The organism is Streptomyces subrutilus, assembly GCF_001746425.1.
GTDB classification, from domain to species: domain Bacteria; phylum Actinomycetota; class Actinomycetes; order Streptomycetales; family Streptomycetaceae; genus Streptomyces; species Streptomyces subrutilus_A.
Genome location: NZ_MEHK01000001.1, coordinates 1,373,741 through 1,395,524 on the forward strand (window position 1 = coordinate 1,373,741; position 21,784 = coordinate 1,395,524).

Below are 21,784 nucleotides of genomic sequence, written 5' to 3' on the forward strand. Positions count from 1 at the left end.
CGGACCCGCGCTGCCCGGCAAGATGCGGAAAGACCGCCTACGGCGGGTCGATGACCGTGACCCCTGCCATCAGCAGGTACGGGTCCCCCTCGTCCCACCGGGCCACGTAGGCCACCAGCCACTGCTCTCCGGCCCGCCACAGGTGCACGTGGTCCGTGCTGTTGCTCAGCTCGTCCCACGGCTCGGGTATCTCCTCGCCGTCGAACCCGCGCTCCCTCAGCGTTCCCAGGCTGAAGACCTGCGGGGCTCCCCACCGGTCGGACAGGGCCTGGGCGAGCGCCCCGTACTCGGCGTTGATCTGGTCGGCCGCCTCGGCGCGGCCCGCGCCGCCGTCCTCCCAGAAGTCCGCGGTCCTGCCGACCGGGACGAGGTGGTAACCCGGGCCGCTGCTCTGCCCGCCGGACCAGACCGGCTCGGTGGGGAACTCCCGCACCCTGAGCCGGTCAATCGTGTCGAGATGCTCTGCCGTGGTCATACCGTCAGTATCCCGACCACCACTGACAACTGGCCCCCGGTCACACGTCCCTGCGCCGCACCGCCAGCCATCCGCCGAACACCGCCGCACCCGCCCACAGGGCCATCACGGCAAGTCCGGCCCAGGGGCCGAGGCCCTCCTGCCCCTGCGAGTGCATCACCATCTGTCCGGCGCGGTCCGGCAGGAACTGCGCCAGGCCGCCCGAGGCCTCGCCGACGATGAACGAGACCAGCAGGACGAAGGGTATGAGCAGGCTCAGCACGGCCGTTCCGCTCCGCAGCACCGCGGTCAGCCCGGCCGCGAACAAAGCCATCAGCGCCAGGTAGAGACCGGAGCCGACGATGGCACGGTAGGTACCCGGGTCGCCGAGCTCAAGGGCGTAAGGGCCCATGAAGGCCTGCCCGCCGAGGAAGGTGACCAGCCCGGTGATCTGGCCTATGAGCAGGGTCAGTCCGCCCACCACCGCCATCTTCGACAGGTAGAACCGGGTGCGGTTGGGCACGGCGGCCAGTGAGGTGCGCAGGGCGCCGTTCTGGAACTCGCAGGACAGGGCGCCCGCGCCGAAGGCCATGGCGGCGATCTGGCCGAACAGAAGCCCGTAGTAGGCCGCGTAGAGCGGGTCCTGTCCCATGCTGCCGGCCTCGGCTGTGCCTATCGCCGCGGCCGTCAGCACTTGGATGCCCGCGGTGGCCACGAACACGGCTGTCAGCGCACCGAGCGAGCCGCGCAGGGACCGTATTTTGATCCATTCCGAGTGCAGGACGGGGAGGGTGGGCAGAGCGGCGCGCATGGCGGTGCCTCCTGAAGGTGGGGATGGTCAGCGGGTTGCGGTGAACTGGGCGTGATCGGCGGTGAGGTCGAGGTAGGCCTGCTCCAGCGAGGCGCGCTCGTCGGAGAGTTCCAGCACGGGGATGCCCTCGCGGGCGGCCAGCGCACCGAGCTGCTCGGCCCGCAGGCCTTCGACGGTCCACCGCCCGCCGTCGGCGGTCACCAGCTCGAAACCGTCCCGGGTCAGGGCGGCCCGCAGCCGGATCGGGTCGGAAGTGCGCACGCGCACCTTCGGGATGCTGCGGGCGTCGATGAACTCCTTCATCGAGGTATCGGCCAGCAGCTTGCCGTTGCCGAGGACGACCAGGTGGTCGGCGAGCGCCGAGGTCTCCGACATCAGGTGGCTGGAGACCAGCACGGTGCGTCCGTCAGCGGCGAAGCCGCGCATCAGCTCCCGTATCCAGATGATGCCCTCGGGGTCGAGGCCGTTGGTCGGCTCGTCCAGCAGGAGCACTCCGGGGTCGCCCAGCAGCGCGGCGGCTATGCCGAGGCGCTGGCGCATGCCGAGCGAGAACGACTTGATCCGCCGCTCGGCCACGGTGGCTATCCCGGCCTGCTCCAGGACCTCGTCCACCCGCCTCATCGGCACGCGGCCGGCCGCGGCGATGAAGCGGAGGTGGTCGCGGGCGGTACGGCCGCCGTGCGCCGCCTGAGCGTCCAGCAGGGCGCCGACCCGGTGCAGCGGGTCCGGGAAGTCCGCGTAGTCGCGGCCGCCGATGGTGGCCGTGCCCGACGTGGCCCGGTCCAGGCCCAACAGCAGGCGCATCGTAGTGGACTTGCCGGCGCCGTTGGGGCCCAGGAATCCCGTGACCCGTCCCGGCAGGACGTCGAAGGTGAGGCCGTCCACCGCACGGTGGCCGCCGAACTCCTTGGTGAGTGCTCGGATCTCGATCGTGTTCATGCCTCAACATTCGCCGCCGGCCCCACCCCCCGCCCTCCCCCGCGCGGGGGGATCGTCTCCCCCGCACGGGGGAGACGTCGCCGTGCGGCCGGCTGCCAGGATGAGGACATGGACCGACTGCTTCGTGCTCCCCTCCGCGGGATCACGTACACCCGCTGGCTGCACCTGCTCGTGCCCGTCCTCATCGTGTCCATCTGGATGTTCATAGAGCCGGCGTGGCCCTGGATGCCGGCCCTGATCGTGGCGCCGTTCGGGTTGATCCCGTGGGTGCGGGTGGCCGAGGGGCTCCAGGCCCAGTTCCTGCTGACCCCGCACGAGCGCGGCAGCCACGACGGGTCCATCAGCACCGCTCCGTCGGCCCGGTGGGGGGACCGCTGGCGGACGGTCGCGTGGCTGGAGATACGTCTCGTGATCGCGAGCGCGGCGATGGTGGCCACCGTGTGGCTCCCGATGATGACGCTGGAGCTGATCCTGGCCGGAGCGGGGCAGCCGCTGGGCGGGGACGATGTGATCCTGCCCTACGTCCCGCCCCGCTGGGCGGCCGTGCTCCTCGTGCCGGTACCGCTCCTCCTGCTGCTGGTCGTGGTGGTCCTGCTGGGCGATGCCGTCACGGCGATCGCCGCCAGGCTGCTGGGGCCTTCGGCCGCCGAGCGGCTCAGCGCGCTCGAGGCGCGGACCGAGCAGCTGCTGGAGCGGACCAGGATCGCGAGGGAGCTGCACGATTCCATCGGGCACGCGCTGACCGTGGCGGTCGTACAGGCGGGCGCCGCGCGGGCCGCGGGGAACCCGGAGTTCACCGAGCGGGCGCTGTGCGCGATCGAGGAGACCGGCCGGGCCGCGATGGAGGATCTGGAGCGGGTGCTGCTGGTGCTGCGGGAGTCCGCGCAGCCGCCCTCGCAACGGCCCACCCTGGCCGATGCCGACCGGCTGCTGCAGTCGGCGCGGGCCTCCGGTTCCACGGTGGACGCCGAACTGTCCGGCCCGCTGGAGCAGTTGCCGGGGCCCGTCACCCGTGAGGGGTACCGGATCCTCCAGGAGGCACTGACGAATGTGCTGCGCCACTGCGGTCCGGTGCCGGTCCGGGTGCGCATCGAGGCGGCGGTCGGCCGGCTGGACCTGGAGGTGCTCAACCCGCTGCCGGACGGGCCGGCGCTGATGACGGGGACGGGCGGCGGGCTGCGCGGGATGCGGGAGCGTGCCGCACTGCTGGGAGGGGAGGCCGAGACCGGGCCGCACGAGGGCAACTGGAGGGTGCGCGCCCGGCTTCCGCTGGAGCGAATACGCTGACGGGATGCCGGTTACCGTACTGCTCGTCGACGACGAACCCCTGGTGCGCGCGGGTCTGCGCGCCGTCCTGGAAGCCCAGCCCGACATCGAAGTGGTGGGCGAGGCGGCCGACGGGGCGTCGGTCGTGCCGCTGGTGCGGCAGCTGCGGCCCGACGTGGTGGCGATGGATGTGCGGATGCCGCTGCTCGACGGGATCGAGGCGACCCGGGCGGTCCTGCGGACGGTGGATTCGCCGCCGAAGATCCTGGTGGTCACGACCTTCGAGAACGACGAGTACGTCTACCAGGCTCTGCGGGCCGGCGCGGACGGGTTCCTGCTCAAGCGGGCCCGGCCCTCGGAGATCGTGCACGCGGTACGGCTGGTGGCGGAGGGCGAGACGCTGCTCTTCCCGGCCGCGGTGCGGGCGCTGGCCGCGGAGTACGGCAACCGGCAGGCCCGGGCCGCTCTGGAGCGGGCGGCACTGACCGAGCGGGAGGAGTCGGTGCTGCGGCTCATGGCGCGGGGCCTGACCAACGTGGAGATCGCGGGCGAGCTGATCATCGGCGCGGAGACGGTGAAGTCCCACGTCAGTGCGATCCTGGCGAAGCTGGGCGCGCGGGACCGGACCCAGGCGGTGATCACGGCGTACGAGTCGGGGTTCGTCGCCCCGGCCTGAGGGGAGGGGCGTATTCCGGCCGATGGGGGGCCGCTTCTCGCCGCCGTGACGGGTGCGCAGTACGATCCGGCTGACAGGCTCACCCGCTGGGAGGACACACGTTGGGGCAGCTGACCGGCGGGGATCCCTCCCTGCTCCGGCGGATCAACTCCGCCGTGGTGCTTCGGGCACTGCGCGCGGCCCAGTCGCCGACCCTCACCGACCTCACCCGGGTCACCGGGCTCTCCCGGCCGACCGTCGAGGGAGTCGTCGAAGGACTGATCGGGACCGGGCTCGTCGTCGAGGCCGAGGCCGAGGAAGGCGCGCGACGGCAGGGACGTCCTGCCCGGAGGTTCCGGTTCCGGGCCGAGGCGGGGCACCTGCTCGGCATCGAGATCGGTTCGCACCGGGTCGCGGTCCTGCTGTCCGGGCTGGACGGGCGGGTCATCGGCGCCGGCACCAAGGAGGTCGCCGAGACGGCTTCGGCCGACGAACGGCTGGACCGGGTGCGGGCGGCGGTGGCGGACCTGCTGCGCCGGGCCGGGGTTCCGCGCGACTCGCTGCGGGCGGTCGGCGTCGGCAGCCCCGGGATCGTGGAGGCGGACGGCACGGTCCGCCTCGGCACGGCGCTGCCCGGCTGGACCGGGCTGCCGCTCGGGGACCGGCTGCGGCGCTCGTTCCGCTGCCCGGTACAGGTGGAGAACGACGCCAACGCGGCGGCGGTCGCCGAGCACTGGAAGGGCGCCGCGCGGGACACCGACGACATGGTGTTCGTCATGGCGGGGCTCAGCCCGGGTGCGGGCTCACTGATCGGCGGGCGGCTGCACCGGGGATTCGGCGGGGCGGCCGGTGAGATCGGCGCCCTACACCTGCTGGGCCGGGAGGCCACTCCCGAGAAGCTGCTGTCCACCACCGGCGAGCCGCTGCACCCGCTGGACGAACCCGCCGTCGCCGAGGTCTTCGCGATGGCCCGGCGGGGCGACGAGCGGGCGGTGGCCGCCGTACAGCGGTTCATCCAGCGCCTGGTCCACGACGTGGCGGCGCTGGTCCTGGCGATGGATCCGGAGCTGGTCGTCGTCGGCGGCTGGGCCGCCGGCCTGGACGGGGTGCTGGACCCCCTGCGCCAGGAGCTGCAGCGCTACTGCCTGCGGCCTCCCAGGGTGGCCCTGTCGATGCTGGGCGAGGCCGCGGTGGCCACCGGGGCGCTGCGGCTCGCACTGGACCACGTCGAGGAAGAGCTCTTCGCGGTGGAGAAGACGGTCACGACCCGCCGCCGCTGACACCCGTCGCCCCACCGCCCCTGACGCCCCACCGCCCCTGAAGCCCCGCCGCCGCTGCCGACCCGCCGACCGCCCGACGGCCCACGGCCGCTGACGCCCCGCCGACCGGACGGGGTCCCGTCGGCGGGTGGCCAGGCTGGTGCGGGATGGTTCAGGAGGCGACGCGCGACTCGTGCGTGATCTCGACGTCGCCCGAGTCGCCGAAGGTCAGCCGGCAGGTGTCGGCACGGTAGGTGGCCACCGAGACCGCGGCCGTGCCCTCGGCGGTGAAGTACCGCGTGGTGACCAGCAGGACCGGGGCGCCCGGCAGGCGGTCCAGCTCCTTGGCGTCGGCGGCCCGGGCGGAGCCGAGCTCGACCGAGCGGTCCTGGCCGTCGAGGACCAGCCGCTGGAGTTCGCGCAGGACGGCGCGGGCGCGGGCCGGTCCGCTCGGGGCCTCGATGGCGGGCAGTCCGGGCACGGAGGCGGCCGGCACGTAGAGCAGTTCGGCGGCGACGACCTGTCCCTGGGTGACGCGGGTCCGGCGGACCGTGTGGACGGGCTGGTCGGCGGCGAAGGCGCCACCCGCACCGAGCAGTTTGAGGACCGCGGCCGACGGCAGGCCCTCGCCCGCGTCCACGGGCTCCCAGCCGTCGACGCCCTCACCGGGCCAGCCGTGCTGCGTGCTGCCGACGGAGACGCCGACGCGCGGCGGGGCGACCGTGGTGCCGACGCCGCGGCGCCGCTGCAGGCGCCCTTCGAGTTCGAGCTGCTCCAGCGCCTGGCGCAGGGTCGCGCGGGCGACTCCGAAACGGGCCGCGAGCTCCCGCTCGTTGGGCAGCACCTCGCCGACGGCGAAGTCCTGGTCGAGCGCTTCACTGAGGACGGTCTTGAGGTGCCAGTACTTCGGCTCCGGCACCGTTTCGAGCTGCGTGGTCCCCACCCTGAATCCTCCTGCCATCGCTGCACTCGCCGTGTGTTCCAGCGGCAGTTCCGCGCCCTTGTTTATTAAAGGTTCCTGCACTATCCCTGCGACGATAGGACGGAGCACCCCCTTGGTCAAGACCAATGCTCAGCCCTTTGCCGGGCAGATCGGGCATGGGTATCAAGCCGTTCACGGGATGTTCTCGTGCACCGACAGGCTCCAAGGGCTTGTAGTCAAGCGCTACCGGGCGGTAATCATTGCGATGGGTACTACTGACAGCTTGTCTCGTACGCGTCCACCGACGAGGAGCAGCATGACCGCCACGGTCTCGTCCACCATCGATTCGCCGCTCGGCCCGCGCACCGCCACCGTCGCCTACGAGCGCCAGGGCGCGGGCGAACCGCTCCTCCTGCTGCACGGCATCGGCCACCACCTCCAGGCATGGCACCCGGTGACGGACATCCTGGCCGCCCAGTACGACGTGATCGCCGTCGACCTGCCCGGCTTCGGCGCCTCGGAGCCGCTGCCCGAGGGGGTCCCGTACGACCTGGACACCGTCGCCCCCGCGCTCGGGGCGCTGTGCGCCGCGCTCGGCGTCGAGCGGCCGCACGTGGCGGGCAACTCGCTCGGCGGTCTGCTCGCGCTCGAAATGGGGCGGATCGGCCTGGCCCGCTCGGTGACGGCGCTCTCCCCCGCCGGGTTCTGGACGGAGGGCGAGCGCCGCTACGCCTTCGCCACCCTGCTCGCGATGCGCGCCGGCGCCAGGGCGCTGCCCCGCCCCCTGCTGGACCGGCTCTCGCAGGCCCCGGCCGGCCGGGCGGCCCTCACCGGCACCATCTACGCCCGCCCGGCCCGCCGTTCACCGGACGCCGTGGTCGCCGAGACGCTGGCCCTGCGCGATGCCACCGGGTTCGAGAAGACGCTGGCCGCCGGCGGTTCCGTACGGTTCACCGCGGACGTGCCCGGTCTGCCGGTCACCATCGCCTGGGGCACCCGCGACCGGCTGCTCCCGCGCCGTCAGGGCGTGCGTGCCAAGCACACCCTCCCGGGCGCCCGGCTGGTGCGGCTCCCGGGCTGCGGCCACGTACCGATGGGCGACGATCCCGCGCTCGTCGCCCGGGTCGTCCTGGACACCGCCCGCGGTGCGGTAGCGCCCGCGGCCGCCTGACCTGCTGACGGCTGTTCATCCGGGGTTCGCGTGGCGGACGCGGCCGGGCCGGGGTGCGGCGGCACGCTGGTGCGGCCCGATCCCGCCGGCCCCTGGAGACCCACCGATGGCACCGAACCCGCACACCCGACGGACCCTCCTCGGCGGTTCCGTCGCCCTGTCCACCGCGCTGCTCGCCGCCCCGGCGCTCGCCGCCCCCGCCTTCGCCCGCTCAGGCCGCCCGCACGCGCTGTGGGGTGTGCAGTCCGGCGAGGTCACCGCGCACTCGGCCACGGTCTGGACCCGCTCGGACCGCCCCGCCCGGATGTACGTGGAGACGTCCCCGAGCGAGGCGTTCCGCTACGCCGTACGCCGCCACCGCGGCCCGCTGCTGGGCCCGTCCGGGGATTTCACCGGCACCACCGTCCTGCGCGACCTGCCGCCCGGCCGGCAGATCCACTACCGGGTCGTCCTGGCGGACCCCGACGACCCGCGCCGCACGGGCGAGCCGGTCCGCGGCAGCTTCCGCACCACCCCCGTCTCCCGCCGCCAGGACGTGCGCTTCGTGTGGTCGGGGGACCTGGCGGGCCAGGGCTGGGGCATCAATCCCGACCTCGGCGGCTACCGCGTCTTCGAGGAGATGCGGCTGCGGGACCCCGACTTCTTCCTGTTCAGCGGGGACACGATCTACGCCGACGGCCCGATCCAGGCCGCCGTCCCCCTGCGCGACGGCAGCGTCTGGCGCAACGTCACCACCGAGGAGAAGTCGAAGGTCGCCGAGACCCTCGCCGAGTTCCGCGGGAACTTCCGCTACAACCTGCTCGACCGCAACCTGCGCGACTTCAACGCCCAGGTCCCCGTCCTCGCGCAGTGGGACGACCACGAGGTGCGCAACAACTGGTACCCGGGCCAGCTGATCGAGGATCCCCGCTACACCGTCAAGGAGGCCGACGTCCTCGCCGCCCGGGCCCGCCGCGCCTTCGGCGAGTACTTCCCCGTCACCGACCTGCGCGGCGGCCGCGCCGAGGGCCGGATGTACCGCGTGATGCGGTACGGCCCGCTGCTCGACGTCTTCGTGCTCGACATGCGCACCTACCGGGGCGCCAACTCCCCCGGCACCCAGACCGAGGACCCGGTCGGCATCCTCGGTCCCGAGCAGCTGGCCTGGATCAAGCGCGAACTGTCGCGCTCCCGCGCCACCTGGAAGGTGATCGCCGCCGACATGCCGCTGGGCATCGTCGTCCCCGACGGCGCGGTGGACTTCGAGGCCGTGGCCCAGGGCGACCCCGGGGCCCCGCTGGGCCGTGAGCTCCAGATCGCCGAACTCCTGCGCCACATCAAGCACCACCGCATCACCGGCACCGTGTGGCTCACCGCCGACGTCCACTACACGGCCGCGAACCACTACGCGCCCGAGCGGGCGGCCTTCTCCGACTTCGCACCGTTCTGGGAGTTCGTCTCCGGCCCGATCGGCGCGGGCGGCTTCCCCGCCGGGCGGCTGGACGCCACCTTCGGCCCCCGGACGGCTTTCGCGCAGTCGGCCCCGCTCGCCAACATGTCCCCGTCGGAGAACCCTCCCTACTACGGCGAGGTCGACATCGACGGCGACAGCGGAGAACTCACCGTCCGGCTGCGGCGCCAGGGCGGCGGCGTACTGTTCACCAGAACGCTCCAGCCCGGCCGCGTGGGCCAGTGAGCCCCGGCATCCGGAAAGGGCGCGGAAAACCGGGTGAATCGTCCAGATGGACACTTAACCAGTCGGTCACAGACCGTTCGTGATCACGCAACACCCCTGCGCCACAGTGGTCCGCATGACTGACCGTAGTGTTACCTCTGCCCAGCGTCTCCACCGCCACCACTGGCGTCGCGACCTCGTCGAACTCGCCGCGCTCTTCTGCGCCGTCGCGGTCGCCGACGCCATCGCCAATCTCGTCGTGCACGGCCCGAGGGGCCCGGTCCTGCTGGTCGCCTCGGCCGTCGCACTGCTGGTCACGGCGGCCTTCCACACCTGGTGGGCGAGGCGCCACAGCCATGCGCCGCCGCCGGACGGGACAGCGCCCGGCGACGCGGCCGAGCCGCGGGCCACCTCCCCCGGCGCGGCCGCGGCCACCTCCGCCCTGTGGCGGATGCGCACCACCGTCCGCGACGAGCCCGGCTCCCTGGCCGCGCTGTGCACCGCCCTCGCCGGCGGCGGCGTCGACATCCTCACCCTCCAGACGCACCCGCTCCCCGAGGGCGGCACCGTCGACGAGTTCCTGCTGCGCGCCCCGCATCAGCTGCCCTCCTCCGAGCTGACCCGCGCCGTCGCCCGCGCCGGCGGCCACAGCACCTGGATCGAGCGCGCCGACGCCCACGACCTGGTCGACACCCCGACCCGCGTCCTGGGCCTGGCCACCCGGACCGCCCTGGACGCCGCCGAACTCCCGCTCGCCCTGCGCCAGCTCCTGGGCCGCTGCACGATCCACTCCATCCCGGCCACCACCCTGTCTGGCCGCCCCAACGCCGGCGCCGACGCCCCGGTCGAGGGGGTGCTGGAGGCCACCGTCATGCGGCTGCGCGACCCCTCGGGCGGTGCGATCACCGTGGAGCGGCCCTACCTGCCGTTCACCCCGACCGAGTTCGCGCGCGCCCGCGCCCTGGTCGAGCTCGACGCCCGCCTCGGCCCCCGCGTGCCCCGCAGCCAGGACGTGCTGACCCTGCCCGAGGGCAACGAGATCACCGTGCGCCGCGCCGACAACTCCGACCAGGCCGCGGCCCGCGCGATGCACGACCGCTGCTCCGAACGCACCCTCGGCCTGCGCTACCACGGCCCGGTCTCCGACGCCGACGCCTACCTCGGCCACCTGCTGAGCCCCCGCTTCGGCCGCACCCTCGCCGCGACCACCGTCTCCGGCAAGCTCGTCGCGCTCGGCCACCTGCTGTGGGACGGGGACGAGACCGAGATCGCCCTGCTGATCGAGGACGAATGGCAGCGCCGCGGCATCGGCTCCGAGCTGCTGCGCCGTCTCATCTCCATGGCCGTCGAGGCCGGCTGCGACAGCGTGTACGCCGTCACCCGGGCCTCGAACACCGGCATGGTCGCCGCCATGCGCGGGCTGGGCCTGCCCCTCGACTACCAGATCGAGGAGGGCACGCTGGTGATCACGGCCCGGCTGGACGCCGCCCGGGTCGTCTCCCGGCTCCCCCACGAACTCCCGCGCGAGCAGCAGAGCCCGCACCACCGGCACTGACACCGGCGGGTCCCCGAAAGCCCGCACTCCGAGCGGCGGGCAGCGCCCCGCGGACCGGGTCCGAGCGGCCCGCCCCGGGCTTGCCCGCCCCCCCCGGGCGCGGGCGGACCGGGCCGCCCGCGGCGCGCTGATCAGCCGCTCACGTCAGCAGGCAGGCGTCAGACGGTGATGACGTGGCGCCGTCCCGCGTACGAAGATGTCCCCATGTCAGAGACCCTCCACAACGGCAGCGACACCAGGCTGCCCCGCCAGGTGGCCGACGCGTACGTCGACGACCTGATCGCCCTCGACCCGATCACCGGCACCTACCTCGGTGTCGCCGCGAGCTCGGGGAAGCTCCCGGACTTCTCCCCGGCCGGCCGCGCCGCCGTGGCCGAGCTCGCCCGCGCCACCCTCGCCCGCCTCGACGCGGCGGAGCGGCTCCCCGGCGCCGGCAGCGACGCCGAGCGCCGCTGCGCCCGCCTGCTGCGCGAGCGCCTCACGGCCGAACTCGCCGTCCACGAGGCCGAGGAGGACCTGTGCGCGGTCAGCAACATCCACAGTCCCGCGCACGCCGTCCGCGAGGTCTTCACGCTGACCCCGGCCGACACCGACGAGGACTGGGCGGCGATCGCCGAGCGCCTGCGCGCCGTACCCGCCGCCTTCGCCGGCTACCGCGAGAGCCTGGGCCTGGGTCTGGAGCGCGGCCTGTACGGCGGCCCGCGCGCCACCGCCACCATGATCGGCCAGCTCTCCGCCTGGGCGGGCCAGGACGGCGACGAGCCCGCCTTCTTCGAGGACTTCGCCTCCGCCGGCCCGGACGCCCTGCGCGCCGAGCTGGACCAGGCGGCGGCCGCCGCGACCGCCTCCGTGGTGGAACTGCGCGACTGGATGGAGTCGGTGTACGCGCCGGCCGTCGAGGGCAAGCCGGACACCGTCGGCCGTGAGCGGTACGCCCGCTGGTCGCGGTACTTCAACGGCACTGACCTGGACCTGGACGAGGCGTACGCCTACGGCTGGTCCGAGTACCACCGGCTGCTCGCCGAGATGAAGGCCGAGGCGGCCAAGATCCTGCCCGGCGCCGGCCCTTGGGACGCGCTGCGCCACCTCGACGAGCACGGCACCCACATCGAGGGCGTGGACGAGGTCCAGGCCTGGCTCCAGGGCATCATGGACGAGGCCATCGAGAACCTCGACGGCACGCACTTCGAACTGGCCGAGCGAGTCCGGAAGGTGGAGTCCCGCATCGCCCCGCCGGGCGGCGCCGCGGCCCCGTACTACACCTCGCCCTCCGAGGACTTCTCCCGTCCGGGCCGGACCTGGCTGCCCACCATGGGCCAGACCCGGTTCCCCGTGTACGACCTGGTCTCCACCTGGTACCACGAGGGCGTGCCGGGTCACCACCTGCAGCTCGCGCAGTGGACGCACGTGGCGGACCAGCTCTCGCGCTACCAGGCCACGGTCGGCATCGTCAGTGCCAACGCCGAGGGCTGGGCGCTGTACGCGGAACGTCTGATGGACGAACTGGGCTACCTCAAGGACGCGGAGCAGCGCCTGGGCTACCTGGACTGCCAGATGATGCGCGCGGCGCGGGTCATCGTGGACATCGGCATGCACCTGGGCCTGGAGATCCCGGCGGACTCCCCGTTCCACCCGGGCGAGACCTGGACCCCCGATCTCGCGCAGGAGTTCTTCGGCCTGCACAGCGGCCGGCCCGCCGACTTCGTGGAGAGCGAGCTGACCCGGTACCTGTCGATGCCCGGTCAGGCGATCGGGTACAAGCTGGGCGAGCGCGCCTGGCTGCTGGGCCGGGACAACGCCCGCGCCGCGCACGGCGATTCCTTCGACCTGAAGGCCTGGCACATGGCGGCCCTGTCGCAGGGTTCGCTGGGGCTGGACGACCTGGTGGACGAGCTCTCCAAGCTCTGATCCCCCGCCGCGCGGACGGGCCGCACTCCCCTGGGGGTGCGGCCCGTCGGTGTGCCGGAGCGGAGCGGTTCAGCAGCCGCAGTCGTCCGAGTCGGTGGGGGCGGTCAGCGGGTCGGCCTCGGCGCGCCGTTGGCCGCCCTGCCAGGTCTCGACCTCGAAGCCCTCGCGGATCCAGTACTCGATCCCGCCGAGCATCTCCTTGACCTGGAAGCCGAGTTCGGCGAGGGCCAGCGCGGAGCGGGCGCCCCCGTTGCAGCCCGGACCCCAGCAGTAGGTGACCACGGGCACGTTCTTGTCGAGGAGCCGCTCGGCCTGCTCGGGGATGAGCGCGGTGGGCAGGTGGATGGCGCCGGGTACGCGGGCCTGGTCCCAGGAGGGCGTGGACCGGGAGTCGATCAGCTGGAAGCCGAGCTCGGCGCCCTGCTCGCGGTGGGCCTTGAAGGCGGCGGCGACATCCGACACGTCCGCGTGGAAGGCGAGGCTCGCCGCGAAGTAGGCGGCGGCCGCGGCCGGGGAGGCCGGGGGCACCCGCAGGACGGGGTTGGCGGCGGTCGCGGTCGAGGTGGTGCGTGTCGTCGTCATGGCTGAAAATCTACGATCTGTTGAACGCGGCCGGAAGTGAATTTCCCCGGCCTTTTCCTTGTGGGGCCGGGGATTCCCCTGCTAGACCTGCGATGTGACCGACTATTCCCCTGACGCCACCGACTGGCGGATCCTCGAAGCCCTCCAGCGGGACGGCCGCGCCAGCTTCACCGAGCTCGCCCGCTCGGTGTCGATGTCCGCGAGCGCCGTCACCGAGCGGGTACGCCGCCTGGAGGAGGTCGGCATCATCACCGGCTACACGGCGGTGGTGGACCCGGAGAAGCTCGGCAAGTCGATCCTGGCCCTGGTCCGGCTGCGCTACCCGCACGGCAACTACAAACCGTTCCACGACTTCCTGGAGGCCGCCCCGGAGATCCTGGAGGCCCATCACGTCACCGGCGACGACTGCTTCGTGCTCAAGGTCGCCGCCCGCTCGATGGGCCACCTGGAGGAGGTCACCGGCCGGATCGCGGGCCTCGGACCGGTGACCACCAGCGTCGTCTACTCCTCGCCGCTCCCCCGCAGGCCGCTCAGTCCGTGAGCGCCGGGGTGCGGTGGCGCACCACAGAGCCGCCGCGCTGCTTGACTATCTCCAGCTGGGCCTGCACCCGGGTCCGCAGATCGGCCACGTGACTGACGATGCCGACGCTGCGGTCCCGTTCGCGCAGCGAGTCCAGTACGTCGAGCACCTCGTCCAGCGCCTGCTCGTCGAGGCTGCCGAACCCCTCGTCGATGAAGAGGGTGTCCAGGCGCGTGCCGCCCGCCTCGTCGGTGACCACGTCGGCCAGGCCCAGCGCGAGGGCCAGCGAGGCGAAGAAGGTCTCGCCGCCCGAGAGGGTCGCGGTGTCCCGTTCGCTGCCGGTCCAGGCGTCGACCACGTGCAGCCCGAGGCCCGACCGGCCCCGTCCGCCCGCCCTCGCGTCGGAGTGGACCAGGGTGTAGCGGCCGCCGGACATGCGCAGCAGCCGTACCGTCGCGGCGGCGGCGACCTGCTCCAGGCGGGCGGCCAGGACGTACGCCTCCAGCCGCATCTTGCGCTCGTTGTCGGCGGATGTGCCCGCGGTGAGCCCGGCCAGCCGGGCCACCCGCTCGTAGGCCTCGCGCAGCGGGCCCAGGGCGCGCAGTTCCTGCTCGGCCTGCCGGGAGAGCCGGTCCAGCTCCGCGCAGCGGACCCGGGCGGCGTCGAAGGCTGACCCGGCGGTACGAAGCTTCGCCGCGGCCTGGGCCGCGTAGGCCTCGGCCCGTTCCGGTGCGGCCGGGGGCAGTGCCGCCGCCGCGGCCGTGTCCGTTTCGCCCAGGCGGTCCGCCAGCATGGCCTCCTCCGCCTGCCAGGCGTCCATCCGGTGCTGGAGGGCGGTGCGTTCGTACTCGGGGAGCACCGCGTCGGCGGCGGCCTCGATGGTGTCGAAGCCCGCCTTGAAGGCGGCGTCGGCGAGCTGGTCGTCGGCCTCCTTCAGCCGGGCGGCGGTGGTCTCGGCCCGGCGCAGCGCGACCGCGGCCGCCGAGACCATGCGGACCCGGTCCTCCAGGGTCCGGGCACGGGCCGCGACGGTCGGCGCGTCGGCCCGCACGAGGGCGAGCTCCTTCTCCAGCGCGGCCTGTTCCCGGTCGAGCTGCTCGCGGTGGGAGGCCCGGGCGGCGGCCCGGCGCTCGGCGTCGAGCCGGTCGGCGCTGCGTGCGGCATGCTCCCGCTCGGCGCGGGCGAGCCGTTCGCGGGCCGTGTGGAGCCCGGCGGCCGCGGCGTGCGCGGCGGCGTGCCGGGAGCTCAGGTCCGCGGTCAGGGCGAGGAGTTCGGCGGTGGTGGCGTCCGCGGCTACGGCCGCGGCCTCGGCGCGGGACTGCTCGTCGGCGGCCAGCCGGCGCTCGACAGCGGCCTTGGCCCGCTCGGTCTGCTCGAAGCGGGCGTGGGCGGCGTCCTCCGCGGCCCGGTCCACGTGGCCCGGGGCCGGCCGGGCCGGAGCGGGGTGCTGCGAGGATCCGCAGACGGCGCAGGCCTCGCCGGCCACCAGCGCCTCGGCGAGCTCGGCGGCGATCCCGCGCAGCCGGGCCTCCTTGAGTTCCAGCCAGCGCTCCCGGGCGGCGGCCGACTGCTCGCGCGCGCGGAGCAGTTCGGCCGCGGCGCGCTCCGCGGCGGCGGCCAGCTCGTCGCGCCGCCGGGCGGCGTTCAGCTGCAGGCGGGCGGGCTCCAGCCGGCCCGCGAGCTGCTCGGCCAGGGTCGCGGCCTGCTGGGCGGCGTCCACGCGGGCGTGCAGCGCGGCCCGGGTCTCCTCCCAGCGCTCGAGCCACTCGGCGGACTCCCGGTGCTGCTCCTCGGCGGCCCGGGCCTCCCGCTCCAGGTCGGCCCGCTCGCGGCCGATCTCGGCGCTGCGCTGCTCGGCGCGGTGGGCGGCGCCGAGCGCGCCGAGCTCCTCGCGCAGCCGCTGCTCCTCGGTGGCCAGTTGCTCGGTGCCGGCCTCCTTCAGCGACGCCGGGAGGGCGGCGCGGGCGGCCGCCTCCGCGTGCGCGGCGGCCAGGTGTCCGGCGGAGGCGGCCCCGCGCAGCTCCAGCGCGGGCGCCACGAGGGCGCCGCGGCGGGCCCGGTCCAGCAGGGCGCGGACCCGTTCCCGCTCGGGTGCGGCCTCGGCGAGGACGGCGGCCCGGCGGGCGGTCTCCGCGTGCCGCCGCTGGAGCCGGTCCAGCTCCCGGGCGTCCTCGGCCGCCCGCCGGGCGGCGGCGTGCCGGCCCTCGACGGCGGCGAGCGCGTACTCCGCCACGGTCAGCCGCTCGCGCGCGGAGCAGCGGGCGACGGCCGCCCAGATCCGGACGGCCTCGGCGAGCCCGGGGTCGCCCGGCTGGTGCCGGGGCAGCGGCCAGGCCCGGAGGTCCGCACTGTCCCCGGCGGCCTGGGCGAGCCGCTGCGCGGTGTGCAGGACCTTCTCGTCGCCGGCGCGCACCCTGGCCTCGGCGGCCCGGCGGCGTTCGCCGAGCAGGGCTTCGACGGCGGCGAAGCGGCGGGTGTCGAAGAGCCGCCCGAGGAGCCGGCCGCGCGCGCCTTCGTCGGCCCGCAGGAAGCGCGCGAACTCGCCCTGCGGCAGCAGCACCACCTGGCAGAACTGCTCGCGGCTCATGCCGAGCAGCTGCTCGATCTCCTCGCCGACCTCCTGGTGGGAGCGGCTGAGCGGCTGCCAGCCCTCGGCGGTGTACTCGCGCAGCAGGCTCTGGGCCTTGTCCTTCGTGGTGCCGGTGCCGCGCTTCTTGGGCCGGTCCTGCTCGGGGCGCCGGGTGATCTCCAGGCGGCGGCCGCCCGCGGTGAGTTCGAGGGTGACCTCGGTGGGGGTGCCGGCGGCCGCGTGGTCGCTGCGCAGGCTGGTGCCGGGAGCCTGGCGGGCGCCGGGGACGGATCCGTACAGGGCGTAGCAGACGGCGTCCAGGACGGAGGTCTTCCCGGCGCCGGTGGGCCCGTGGAGCAGGAAGATCCCGGCTCCGGAGAGCGCGTCGAAGTCGATGTCCTGGGGCTCCGCGAAGGGTCCGAAGGCCGTGACCTTGAGCCGGTGCAGCCTCATCGGTGGGTCTCCTGACGGCTGTCGTCGGCCCGTACCTCGTCGAAGGCGCCCTGGAGGACGGCCCGTTCGGCCTCGTCCGGGTGGCCGCCGCCGCGTACGTGGGCGACGAAGTCCTCGGCGATCTCCTGGTCGCTGCGGCCCTTGAGCCGCTGGGCGTAGGAGGCGGCGGACTCCTCCTCGCGGCCCTCGGGCTCGAAGGCCAGGCTGAGGGTGTGCGGGAAGCGGGCGGCGAGCCGGGCCATGGGGTCGTCGGGGCGGACGGGGTCGGTGAGGGTGGCCTCGATCCAGGAGTCCTCGTGCCGTGCGTGCGCGGGGTCCGCCAGGAGGTCTTCGAGCGGGCCGCGCAGCCGGGCGAGGGGCCGCGGTACGGGGGTGTCGATCCGCTCGGCGGCGGCGATCTCGCCTTGCGCGCCCAGTTCGACCAGCCACATGCTCTTGCGATGGTCGGCCTCGGAGAAGGAGTAGGCGAGCGGGGAGCCGGAGTAGCGGACCCGTTCACTGAGCGTCTGGGAGCCGTGGAGGTGGCCGAGGGCCGCGTAGTCCACCCCGTCGAAGACGGAGGCGGGCACGGCCTCGACCCCGCCGACGGAGATGTCGCGCTCGCTGTCACTGGCCTGCCCGCCGGTGACGAAGGCGTGGGCGAGGACGACGGAGCGGGTGCCGGGCGCACGGGCGGCGAGGTCGGCGCGGATCCGGTCCATGGCCGCGCCCAGCACGGCCTCGTGGCTCACCTTCTCCGCGTCGAACTGGTCCTTGACCAGGGCGGGTTCCAGGTACGGCAGCCCGTACAGCGCCACCTCGCCGTGTACGTCGGCCAGCACCACGGGGTCGGCGCAGCCGGCCGGGTCGGTCCTGAGGTGGATCCCTGCCCGGTCGATCAGTCCGGCCCCGACCCCGAGGCGGCGCGCGGAGTCGTGGTTGCCGGAGATCATCACGGTGGGCACCCCGAGCGCGGCGAGTCGGTGCAGCGCCCGGTCGAACAGCTCGACGGCGGGCAGCGGCGGCACGGCCCGGTCGTAGACGTCCCCGGCGACGAGGACGGCGTCGACCTCGTGCTCGCGGACGGTGTCGAGGAGGTGGTCGAGGAAGGCGGCCTGGGCGCCGAGCAGGTTGACGCGGTGGAAGGACCGGCCGAGGTGCCAGTCGGAGGTGTGCAGGAACTTCACTCGCCGGCCTCGCCGCACATACCGTCTCCCCCTGGTGGTCTCCCGCTCGTGAACCCCTCTACGCTAACGCGTCCGGCCCGTCCCTCAGGGCGCGTACGTCTCTCCGCCGAGCGTGAGGGTGGCGCTGCCCGCCGTGCTGTCGGCGAGCCAGGACTCGAAGGCGGGCAGGTCTGCCTCGGGGAGGGCCACCTCGATCTCGACCGCGGCCCCGTAGCGCAGGTCCACCACGGTCCGGCCGGTGGAGCGCAGGTCGTTCTGGGTCTTGCCGGCGCGCTGGTGGTCGACGGTGACGGTGGCCAGCCGGTAGCGGCGCCGGGTGACGGTGCCGAGCTCGTCGAGGGCCTCGCCGACGACCCCGCCGTAGGCCCTGATGAGGCCGCCCGCGCCGAGTTTCACTCCGCCGTAGTAGCGGGTGACGACGGCGACCGCGTACCGGATGTCCCGGCGCATGAGCATCTGCAGCATGGGCGCCCCGGCGGTGCCGCCGGGCTCGCCGTCGTCGCCGGCCTTCTGGACGGCCGCGTCGGCGCCGATCACGTAGGCGAAGCAGTTGTGGGAGGCGGTGGGGTGCTCCTTGCGGATGCGCGCGACGAAGTCCTGCGCCTCCTGCTCCGTCGCGGCGGGCGCGAGCGAGCACAGGAAGCGCGAGCGGTTGATCTCGGACTCGTGCACGCCCTCGCGGGACACCGTCACGTACTGGTCTGCCTTCACCGCTCCACCCTACGGGGAATCGGACAGGTGTCCTTTCGGTTGATCAGGAGGGCACGGCGCCCGGGAGCGCGGTGCCCGACAGCACCCGAAGAGCAGGGCTGACCAGCAGGAGGCGGCACACGTGTACGGCGATCCGGCGACCATCCGCAAGATCCTCACCGAACTGGGCGACACCTGGGCCGTGGTGGGTCTCTCCAACAACCGGGACCGGGCGGCCTACGGGGTGGCGAGCGTCCTGCAGCGGTTCGGCAAGCGCGTGGTCCCCGTGCACCCCAAGGCGGAGACCGTGCACGGCGAGCCCGGGTACGCCTCGCTGGAGGAGATCCCCTTCAAGGTGGACGTGGTGGACGTCTTCGTGAACAGCGAGCTGGCGGGGCAGGTGGCCGACCAGGCCGCGTCCATCGGAGCGGACGCCGTCTGGTTCCAGCTGGGCGTGATCGACGAGGAGGCCTTCGCGCGCACCCGCGAGGCCGGGCTGGCCATGGTCATGGACCGCTGCCCGGCGATCGAGATCCCGGCGCTCCGGACCCCTCGTAATCCGGAAGAGACGGCCTAGGCTTTCTCGGCTTCCGCGAGCGGGGCCCGCGCCGGCTCGGGCGCCGCTGCGGCCGCCGCCCGCTCGACTTCCGCCAGCTCGGCCTCCGTCAGCTCCGCCAGGCCGCGCAGTTGTTCCGGGGTCGTCCCATCGGGGATCGGCACCGGCGCGGGGGTGCGCAGCGGCGGCTGCCAGCCCGTCTCCGGCTCCCAGCGCCGGACCACGCGGGCCGGGGCGCCGGCCACCACGGCGTGGTCCGGCACCTCGCCCCGTACGACGGCGCCCGCGGCCACCACGACGTTGCGGCCCAGCCGGGCGCCCGGCAGGATCACCGCGCCGGTGCCCAGCCAGCAGCCCGGGCCGATCTCCACCGGTGCGCTGCGCGGCCACTGCCTGCCGACGGGCTGGTGCGGATCGTCGTAACTGTGGTTCGTGGAGGTGATGTACACCCCCGGCCCGCAGAAGGTGTCGTCGCCGATGCTGATCGGGGCGTCGGCGATGACGTGGCTGTCCCGGCCGATGACCACCCCGTTACCGAGGACGAGCATCGGCTCCGCGCCGAGGTCGAGGTCCGGCATCATCCCGGCGGTGAGGGTGACCTGCTCGCCGATGATGCAGTGGTCACCGAGCCGGATCCAGGGCTCTCCGAAGATGGTGCCCTGCGGGAAGGCGAGTCGGGTGGCGGGCCCGATCGCGCCGAACCGCAGCCGCCCCGGGGTCTGCCCGGTGACCGCGCCGGCCTGCTGCATCCACCGCCAGCCGGCGTGGACCGCGCGGCTCGCCAGCCGGCGGCGCAGGGCCGCCAGAGATGAGAACGTGTTCTGGTTCTTCGGCACCCGGCCACGGTAGTCCGCCGGGGGCCGCTCGTCCGGACCGCGATCCTGTGATCTTCACCCCATCGCGGGGCGGGCCTGGCGCGTGCCCTACCGTGCCGGTAGCGCGGCATCCGGAAACAGAGGAAGAGATCATGACGCAGCACGCGACGCAGGGCCAGGCACTCATCGCGGGCGTGGGCGGCAGGCAGCCGTCCGTCGACCCGACCGCCTTCGCCGCACCCACCTCCGTCGTCGTCGGCGAGGTCACCCTGGCCCCCGGCGCGAGCATCTGGTATTCGGCGGTGCTGCGCGCCGACTGCGGCCCGATCACACTTGGCGCGGACAGCAACGTGCAGGACAACTGCACGGTCCACGTGGACCCGGGGTTCCCGGTGTCGATCGGCGAGCGCGTCTCCATCGGCCACAACGCCGTCGTGCACGGCTGCACCGTCGAGGACGACTGCCTGATCGGCATGGGCGCCACCGTCCTGAACGGCGCGGTGATCGGAGCCGGCTCGCTGGTTGCCGCCCAGGCGCTGGTCCCGCAGGGCATGGTGGTCCCGCCCGGCTCGCTGGTCGCGGGCGTCCCGGCCAAGGTGCGGCGCGAGCTGACGGAGGAGGAGCGCGAGCACATCAGGATCAACGCCCTGATGTACGTGGAACTGGCCAAGCAGCACCGCGCCTCCGTCACACCTGAGGCCTAGTGCTGTGACCGGACCGCCTCGTTCCTCGGGACGGGCGTGCCCGGTTCAGGCGGGCGGCCCGCTCGTGCCCCTCACGCGCCTCGCGCAGCGTCCGCTCGGTGACGGTGGCGCCGCGCGCGATCAGCTGTTCCCCATCGCCACCGCCGCGCAGCCGGCCGCGGCCCCCCCGGGTCGACGCCCGCGTCGAGGAGGAGCCGGGCGACGGCCGTGTCGCCGCGCATCGCCGCCAGGAGCGGCGGCGTCGCCTCGTCGTACTCGCCGGCCGCGGCGCTCGGATCGGCTCCCGCCGCCGAGAGCAGCCGGACCACCTCCGGGTGCCCGGCGCAGACCGCCAGGTCCAGCGCCCTGCGGCCGCCCGGCGCCGTGGCGTCCGCCGCCGCGCTCGGCCGGCAGGCGCGCCACCAGGGCCGCGTCGCCGAGCCCCGGCCGCCTTCGCCAGGCGCTCCGCCCTCAGTCGCCGACCGTGACCGGGGCCGCCGGCTGGGCGGGCACCGCGGCCTCGGCCGGGGCGCCGGCGGCCGCGGCCGCCTTCTTCATCCGGCTGCGCACCACCAGCGTCACGGTGATGCCGAACAGCACCGCGAGCCCGAGCGCCAGCCAGGAGAACCGCTTGAGCCACGGCTCGGCGACGATGCCGACCGAGTAGATGACGGCCGTGGTGCCGCCCGCCCAGAGGATTCCGCCGAGGATGTTGGCGGTCAGGAACCGCCAGTACGGCATGTGCAGCACGCCCGCCAGCGGGCCGGCGAAGATCCGCAGCAGGGCGACGAAGCGCCCGAAGAAGACGGCCCACATGCCCCACCGCTCGAAGGAGCGTTCCGCCAGCGCCACCTGGTCCGGCCCGAAGTGTTTGGGGAAGCGCCGGCCGAGCTTCTCCAGCAGCGGCTTGCCGCCCCTGCGTCCGATCGCGTAGCCGATCGAGTCGCCGACGATGGCCCCGGTGATCGCGCAGAGCGCCAGCACCACGGGGTCGATCTCCCCGTGCTGCGAGGCGAGGAGGGCCGAGCTGACCAGGATGATCTCGCCCGGCAGCGGGATGCCGAGGCTCTCCAGTCCGATGACCAGACCCACGAGGAGATAGATGCTGACCGCGGGAATCGTCTCCAGCCATCCCTGGATGTGCACCGGTACGTCC

21 protein-coding genes are annotated in these 21,784 nt (G+C 74.0%); 10 read left to right on the forward strand and 11 right to left on the reverse strand.

All coding sequences use genetic code 11. The features are described 5' to 3' along the window. Positions 1-37: 37 nt before the first annotated feature. From BGK67_RS07145 to BGK67_RS07155, 3 genes are read right to left on the reverse strand one after another with little or no spacing between them, the layout of a single operon-like run. On the reverse strand, positions 38-475 hold the full coding sequence (locus BGK67_RS07145; RefSeq protein ID WP_069919115.1) for a hypothetical protein: 438 nt from the start codon (positions 473-475) through the stop codon (positions 38-40). A gap of 40 nt (positions 476-515) precedes the next feature. Further along, entirely contained in the window at positions 516-1,265 is a 750-nt protein-coding gene (locus BGK67_RS07150; protein ID WP_069919116.1) for an ABC transporter permease, read from the reverse strand. A gap of 27 nt (positions 1,266-1,292) precedes the next feature. Continuing rightward, the gene (locus BGK67_RS07155; RefSeq protein ID WP_069919117.1) at positions 1,293-2,204 is read right to left on the reverse strand and encodes an ABC transporter ATP-binding protein; all 912 of its coding nucleotides are present in this window, start codon (positions 2,202-2,204) and stop codon (positions 1,293-1,295) included. A 108-nt stretch (positions 2,205-2,312) separates the two neighbouring features. Here BGK67_RS07155 and BGK67_RS07160 point away from each other — a divergent pair, with 108 nt between their 5' ends. The 3 genes from BGK67_RS07160 to BGK67_RS07170 all read left to right on the forward strand — a co-directional run bounded on the left by BGK67_RS07160 (position 2,313) and on the right by BGK67_RS07170 (position 5,405). Continuing rightward, positions 2,313-3,491 (forward strand): sensor histidine kinase, encoded by a 1,179-nt coding sequence (locus tag BGK67_RS07160; RefSeq protein WP_069919118.1) that lies wholly within the window; start codon positions 2,313-2,315, stop codon positions 3,489-3,491. 4 nt (positions 3,492-3,495) lie between these two features. Then, on the forward strand, positions 3,496-4,146 hold the full coding sequence (locus BGK67_RS07165) for a response regulator transcription factor (protein ID WP_069919119.1): 651 nt from the start codon (positions 3,496-3,498) through the stop codon (positions 4,144-4,146). Between the two features lie 101 nt (positions 4,147-4,247). Beyond that, on the forward strand, positions 4,248-5,405 hold the full coding sequence (locus tag BGK67_RS07170; protein WP_069919120.1) for an ROK family transcriptional regulator: 1,158 nt from the start codon (positions 4,248-4,250) through the stop codon (positions 5,403-5,405). A 151-nt stretch (positions 5,406-5,556) separates the two neighbouring features. Here the strand turns inward: BGK67_RS07170 and BGK67_RS07175 are convergent, their stop codons facing one another. After that, complete coding sequence (locus BGK67_RS07175; protein WP_069919121.1) at positions 5,557-6,327, reverse strand: GntR family transcriptional regulator; 771 nt, start codon at positions 6,325-6,327, stop codon at positions 5,557-5,559. Between the two features lie 295 nt (positions 6,328-6,622). Here BGK67_RS07175 and BGK67_RS07180 point away from each other — a divergent pair, with 295 nt between their 5' ends. From BGK67_RS07180 to BGK67_RS07195, 4 genes are all read left to right on the forward strand, one after another. Next, positions 6,623-7,477 (forward strand): alpha/beta fold hydrolase, encoded by an 855-nt coding sequence (locus BGK67_RS07180; protein ID WP_069919122.1) that lies wholly within the window; start codon positions 6,623-6,625, stop codon positions 7,475-7,477. 106 nt (positions 7,478-7,583) lie between these two features. Further along, positions 7,584-9,152, forward strand: coding sequence for an alkaline phosphatase D family protein (locus tag BGK67_RS07185; RefSeq protein ID WP_069919123.1), 1,569 nt, complete (start codon positions 7,584-7,586; stop codon positions 9,150-9,152). Between the two features lie 115 nt (positions 9,153-9,267). After that, a complete protein-coding gene (locus tag BGK67_RS07190; RefSeq protein WP_069919124.1) occupies positions 9,268-10,686 on the forward strand; it encodes a GNAT family N-acetyltransferase in 1,419 nt (472 codons plus the stop codon). Between the two features lie 204 nt (positions 10,687-10,890). Next, positions 10,891-12,594, forward strand: a complete 1,704-nt coding sequence (locus tag BGK67_RS07195) for a DUF885 domain-containing protein (protein WP_069919125.1) — start codon at positions 10,891-10,893, stop codon at positions 12,592-12,594. A 69-nt stretch (positions 12,595-12,663) separates the two neighbouring features. Here BGK67_RS07195 and BGK67_RS07200 read toward each other — a convergent pair whose 3' ends face one another. Next, the gene (locus BGK67_RS07200; RefSeq protein ID WP_069919126.1) at positions 12,664-13,176 is read right to left on the reverse strand and encodes a rhodanese-like domain-containing protein; all 513 of its coding nucleotides are present in this window, start codon (positions 13,174-13,176) and stop codon (positions 12,664-12,666) included. A 94-nt stretch (positions 13,177-13,270) separates the two neighbouring features. Here BGK67_RS07200 and BGK67_RS07205 point away from each other — a divergent pair, with 94 nt between their 5' ends. Continuing rightward, the gene (locus BGK67_RS07205; protein WP_069919127.1) at positions 13,271-13,717 is read left to right on the forward strand and encodes an Lrp/AsnC family transcriptional regulator; all 447 of its coding nucleotides are present in this window, start codon (positions 13,271-13,273) and stop codon (positions 13,715-13,717) included. On the opposite strand, the gene BGK67_RS07210 is transcribed toward BGK67_RS07205, so the two are convergent. From BGK67_RS07210 to BGK67_RS07220, 3 genes are all read right to left on the reverse strand, one after another. Further along, positions 13,707-16,718 carry an AAA family ATPase gene (locus BGK67_RS07210; protein WP_069919128.1) on the reverse strand — a complete coding sequence of 1,004 codons (3,012 nt, stop codon included), beginning with the start codon at positions 16,716-16,718 and terminating at the stop codon, positions 13,707-13,709. The genes BGK67_RS07205 and BGK67_RS07210 overlap by 11 nt on opposite strands. Next, a complete protein-coding gene (locus tag BGK67_RS07215; protein WP_069919129.1) occupies positions 16,715-17,884 on the reverse strand; it encodes an exonuclease SbcCD subunit D in 1,170 nt (389 codons plus the stop codon). The genes BGK67_RS07210 and BGK67_RS07215 overlap by 4 nt, the downstream gene beginning before the upstream one ends. Positions 17,885-17,968: 84 nt before the next feature. Further along, on the reverse strand, positions 17,969-18,595 hold the full coding sequence (locus BGK67_RS07220; RefSeq protein ID WP_069919130.1) for a YigZ family protein: 627 nt from the start codon (positions 18,593-18,595) through the stop codon (positions 17,969-17,971). A 121-nt stretch (positions 18,596-18,716) separates the two neighbouring features. Here BGK67_RS07220 and BGK67_RS07225 point away from each other — a divergent pair, with 121 nt between their 5' ends. Continuing rightward, on the forward strand, positions 18,717-19,151 hold the full coding sequence (locus BGK67_RS07225) for a CoA-binding protein (protein WP_069919131.1): 435 nt from the start codon (positions 18,717-18,719) through the stop codon (positions 19,149-19,151). On the opposite strand, the gene BGK67_RS07230 is transcribed toward BGK67_RS07225, so the two are convergent. Continuing rightward, the gene (locus BGK67_RS07230) at positions 19,148-19,966 is read right to left on the reverse strand and encodes an acyltransferase (RefSeq protein ID WP_079154062.1); all 819 of its coding nucleotides are present in this window, start codon (positions 19,964-19,966) and stop codon (positions 19,148-19,150) included. The two genes, BGK67_RS07225 and BGK67_RS07230, sit on opposite strands and share 4 nt — an antisense overlap. 131 nt (positions 19,967-20,097) lie before the next feature. Between BGK67_RS07230 and BGK67_RS07235 the strand changes: the two genes are divergently transcribed. After that, a complete protein-coding gene (locus tag BGK67_RS07235) occupies positions 20,098-20,649 on the forward strand; it encodes a gamma carbonic anhydrase family protein (protein WP_069919132.1) in 552 nt (183 codons plus the stop codon). A gap of 71 nt (positions 20,650-20,720) precedes the next feature. Here BGK67_RS07235 and BGK67_RS40920 read toward each other — a convergent pair whose 3' ends face one another. Together BGK67_RS40920 and BGK67_RS07240 are read right to left on the reverse strand one after the other, a co-directional pair. Then, on the reverse strand, positions 20,721-20,990 hold the full coding sequence (locus BGK67_RS40920; RefSeq protein WP_347878451.1) for a hypothetical protein: 270 nt from the start codon (positions 20,988-20,990) through the stop codon (positions 20,721-20,723). A gap of 109 nt (positions 20,991-21,099) precedes the next feature. Then, positions 21,100-21,774, reverse strand: coding sequence for a DedA family protein (locus BGK67_RS07240; protein ID WP_069919133.1), 675 nt, complete (start codon positions 21,772-21,774; stop codon positions 21,100-21,102). Between the last annotated feature and the right edge of the window lie 10 nt (positions 21,775-21,784).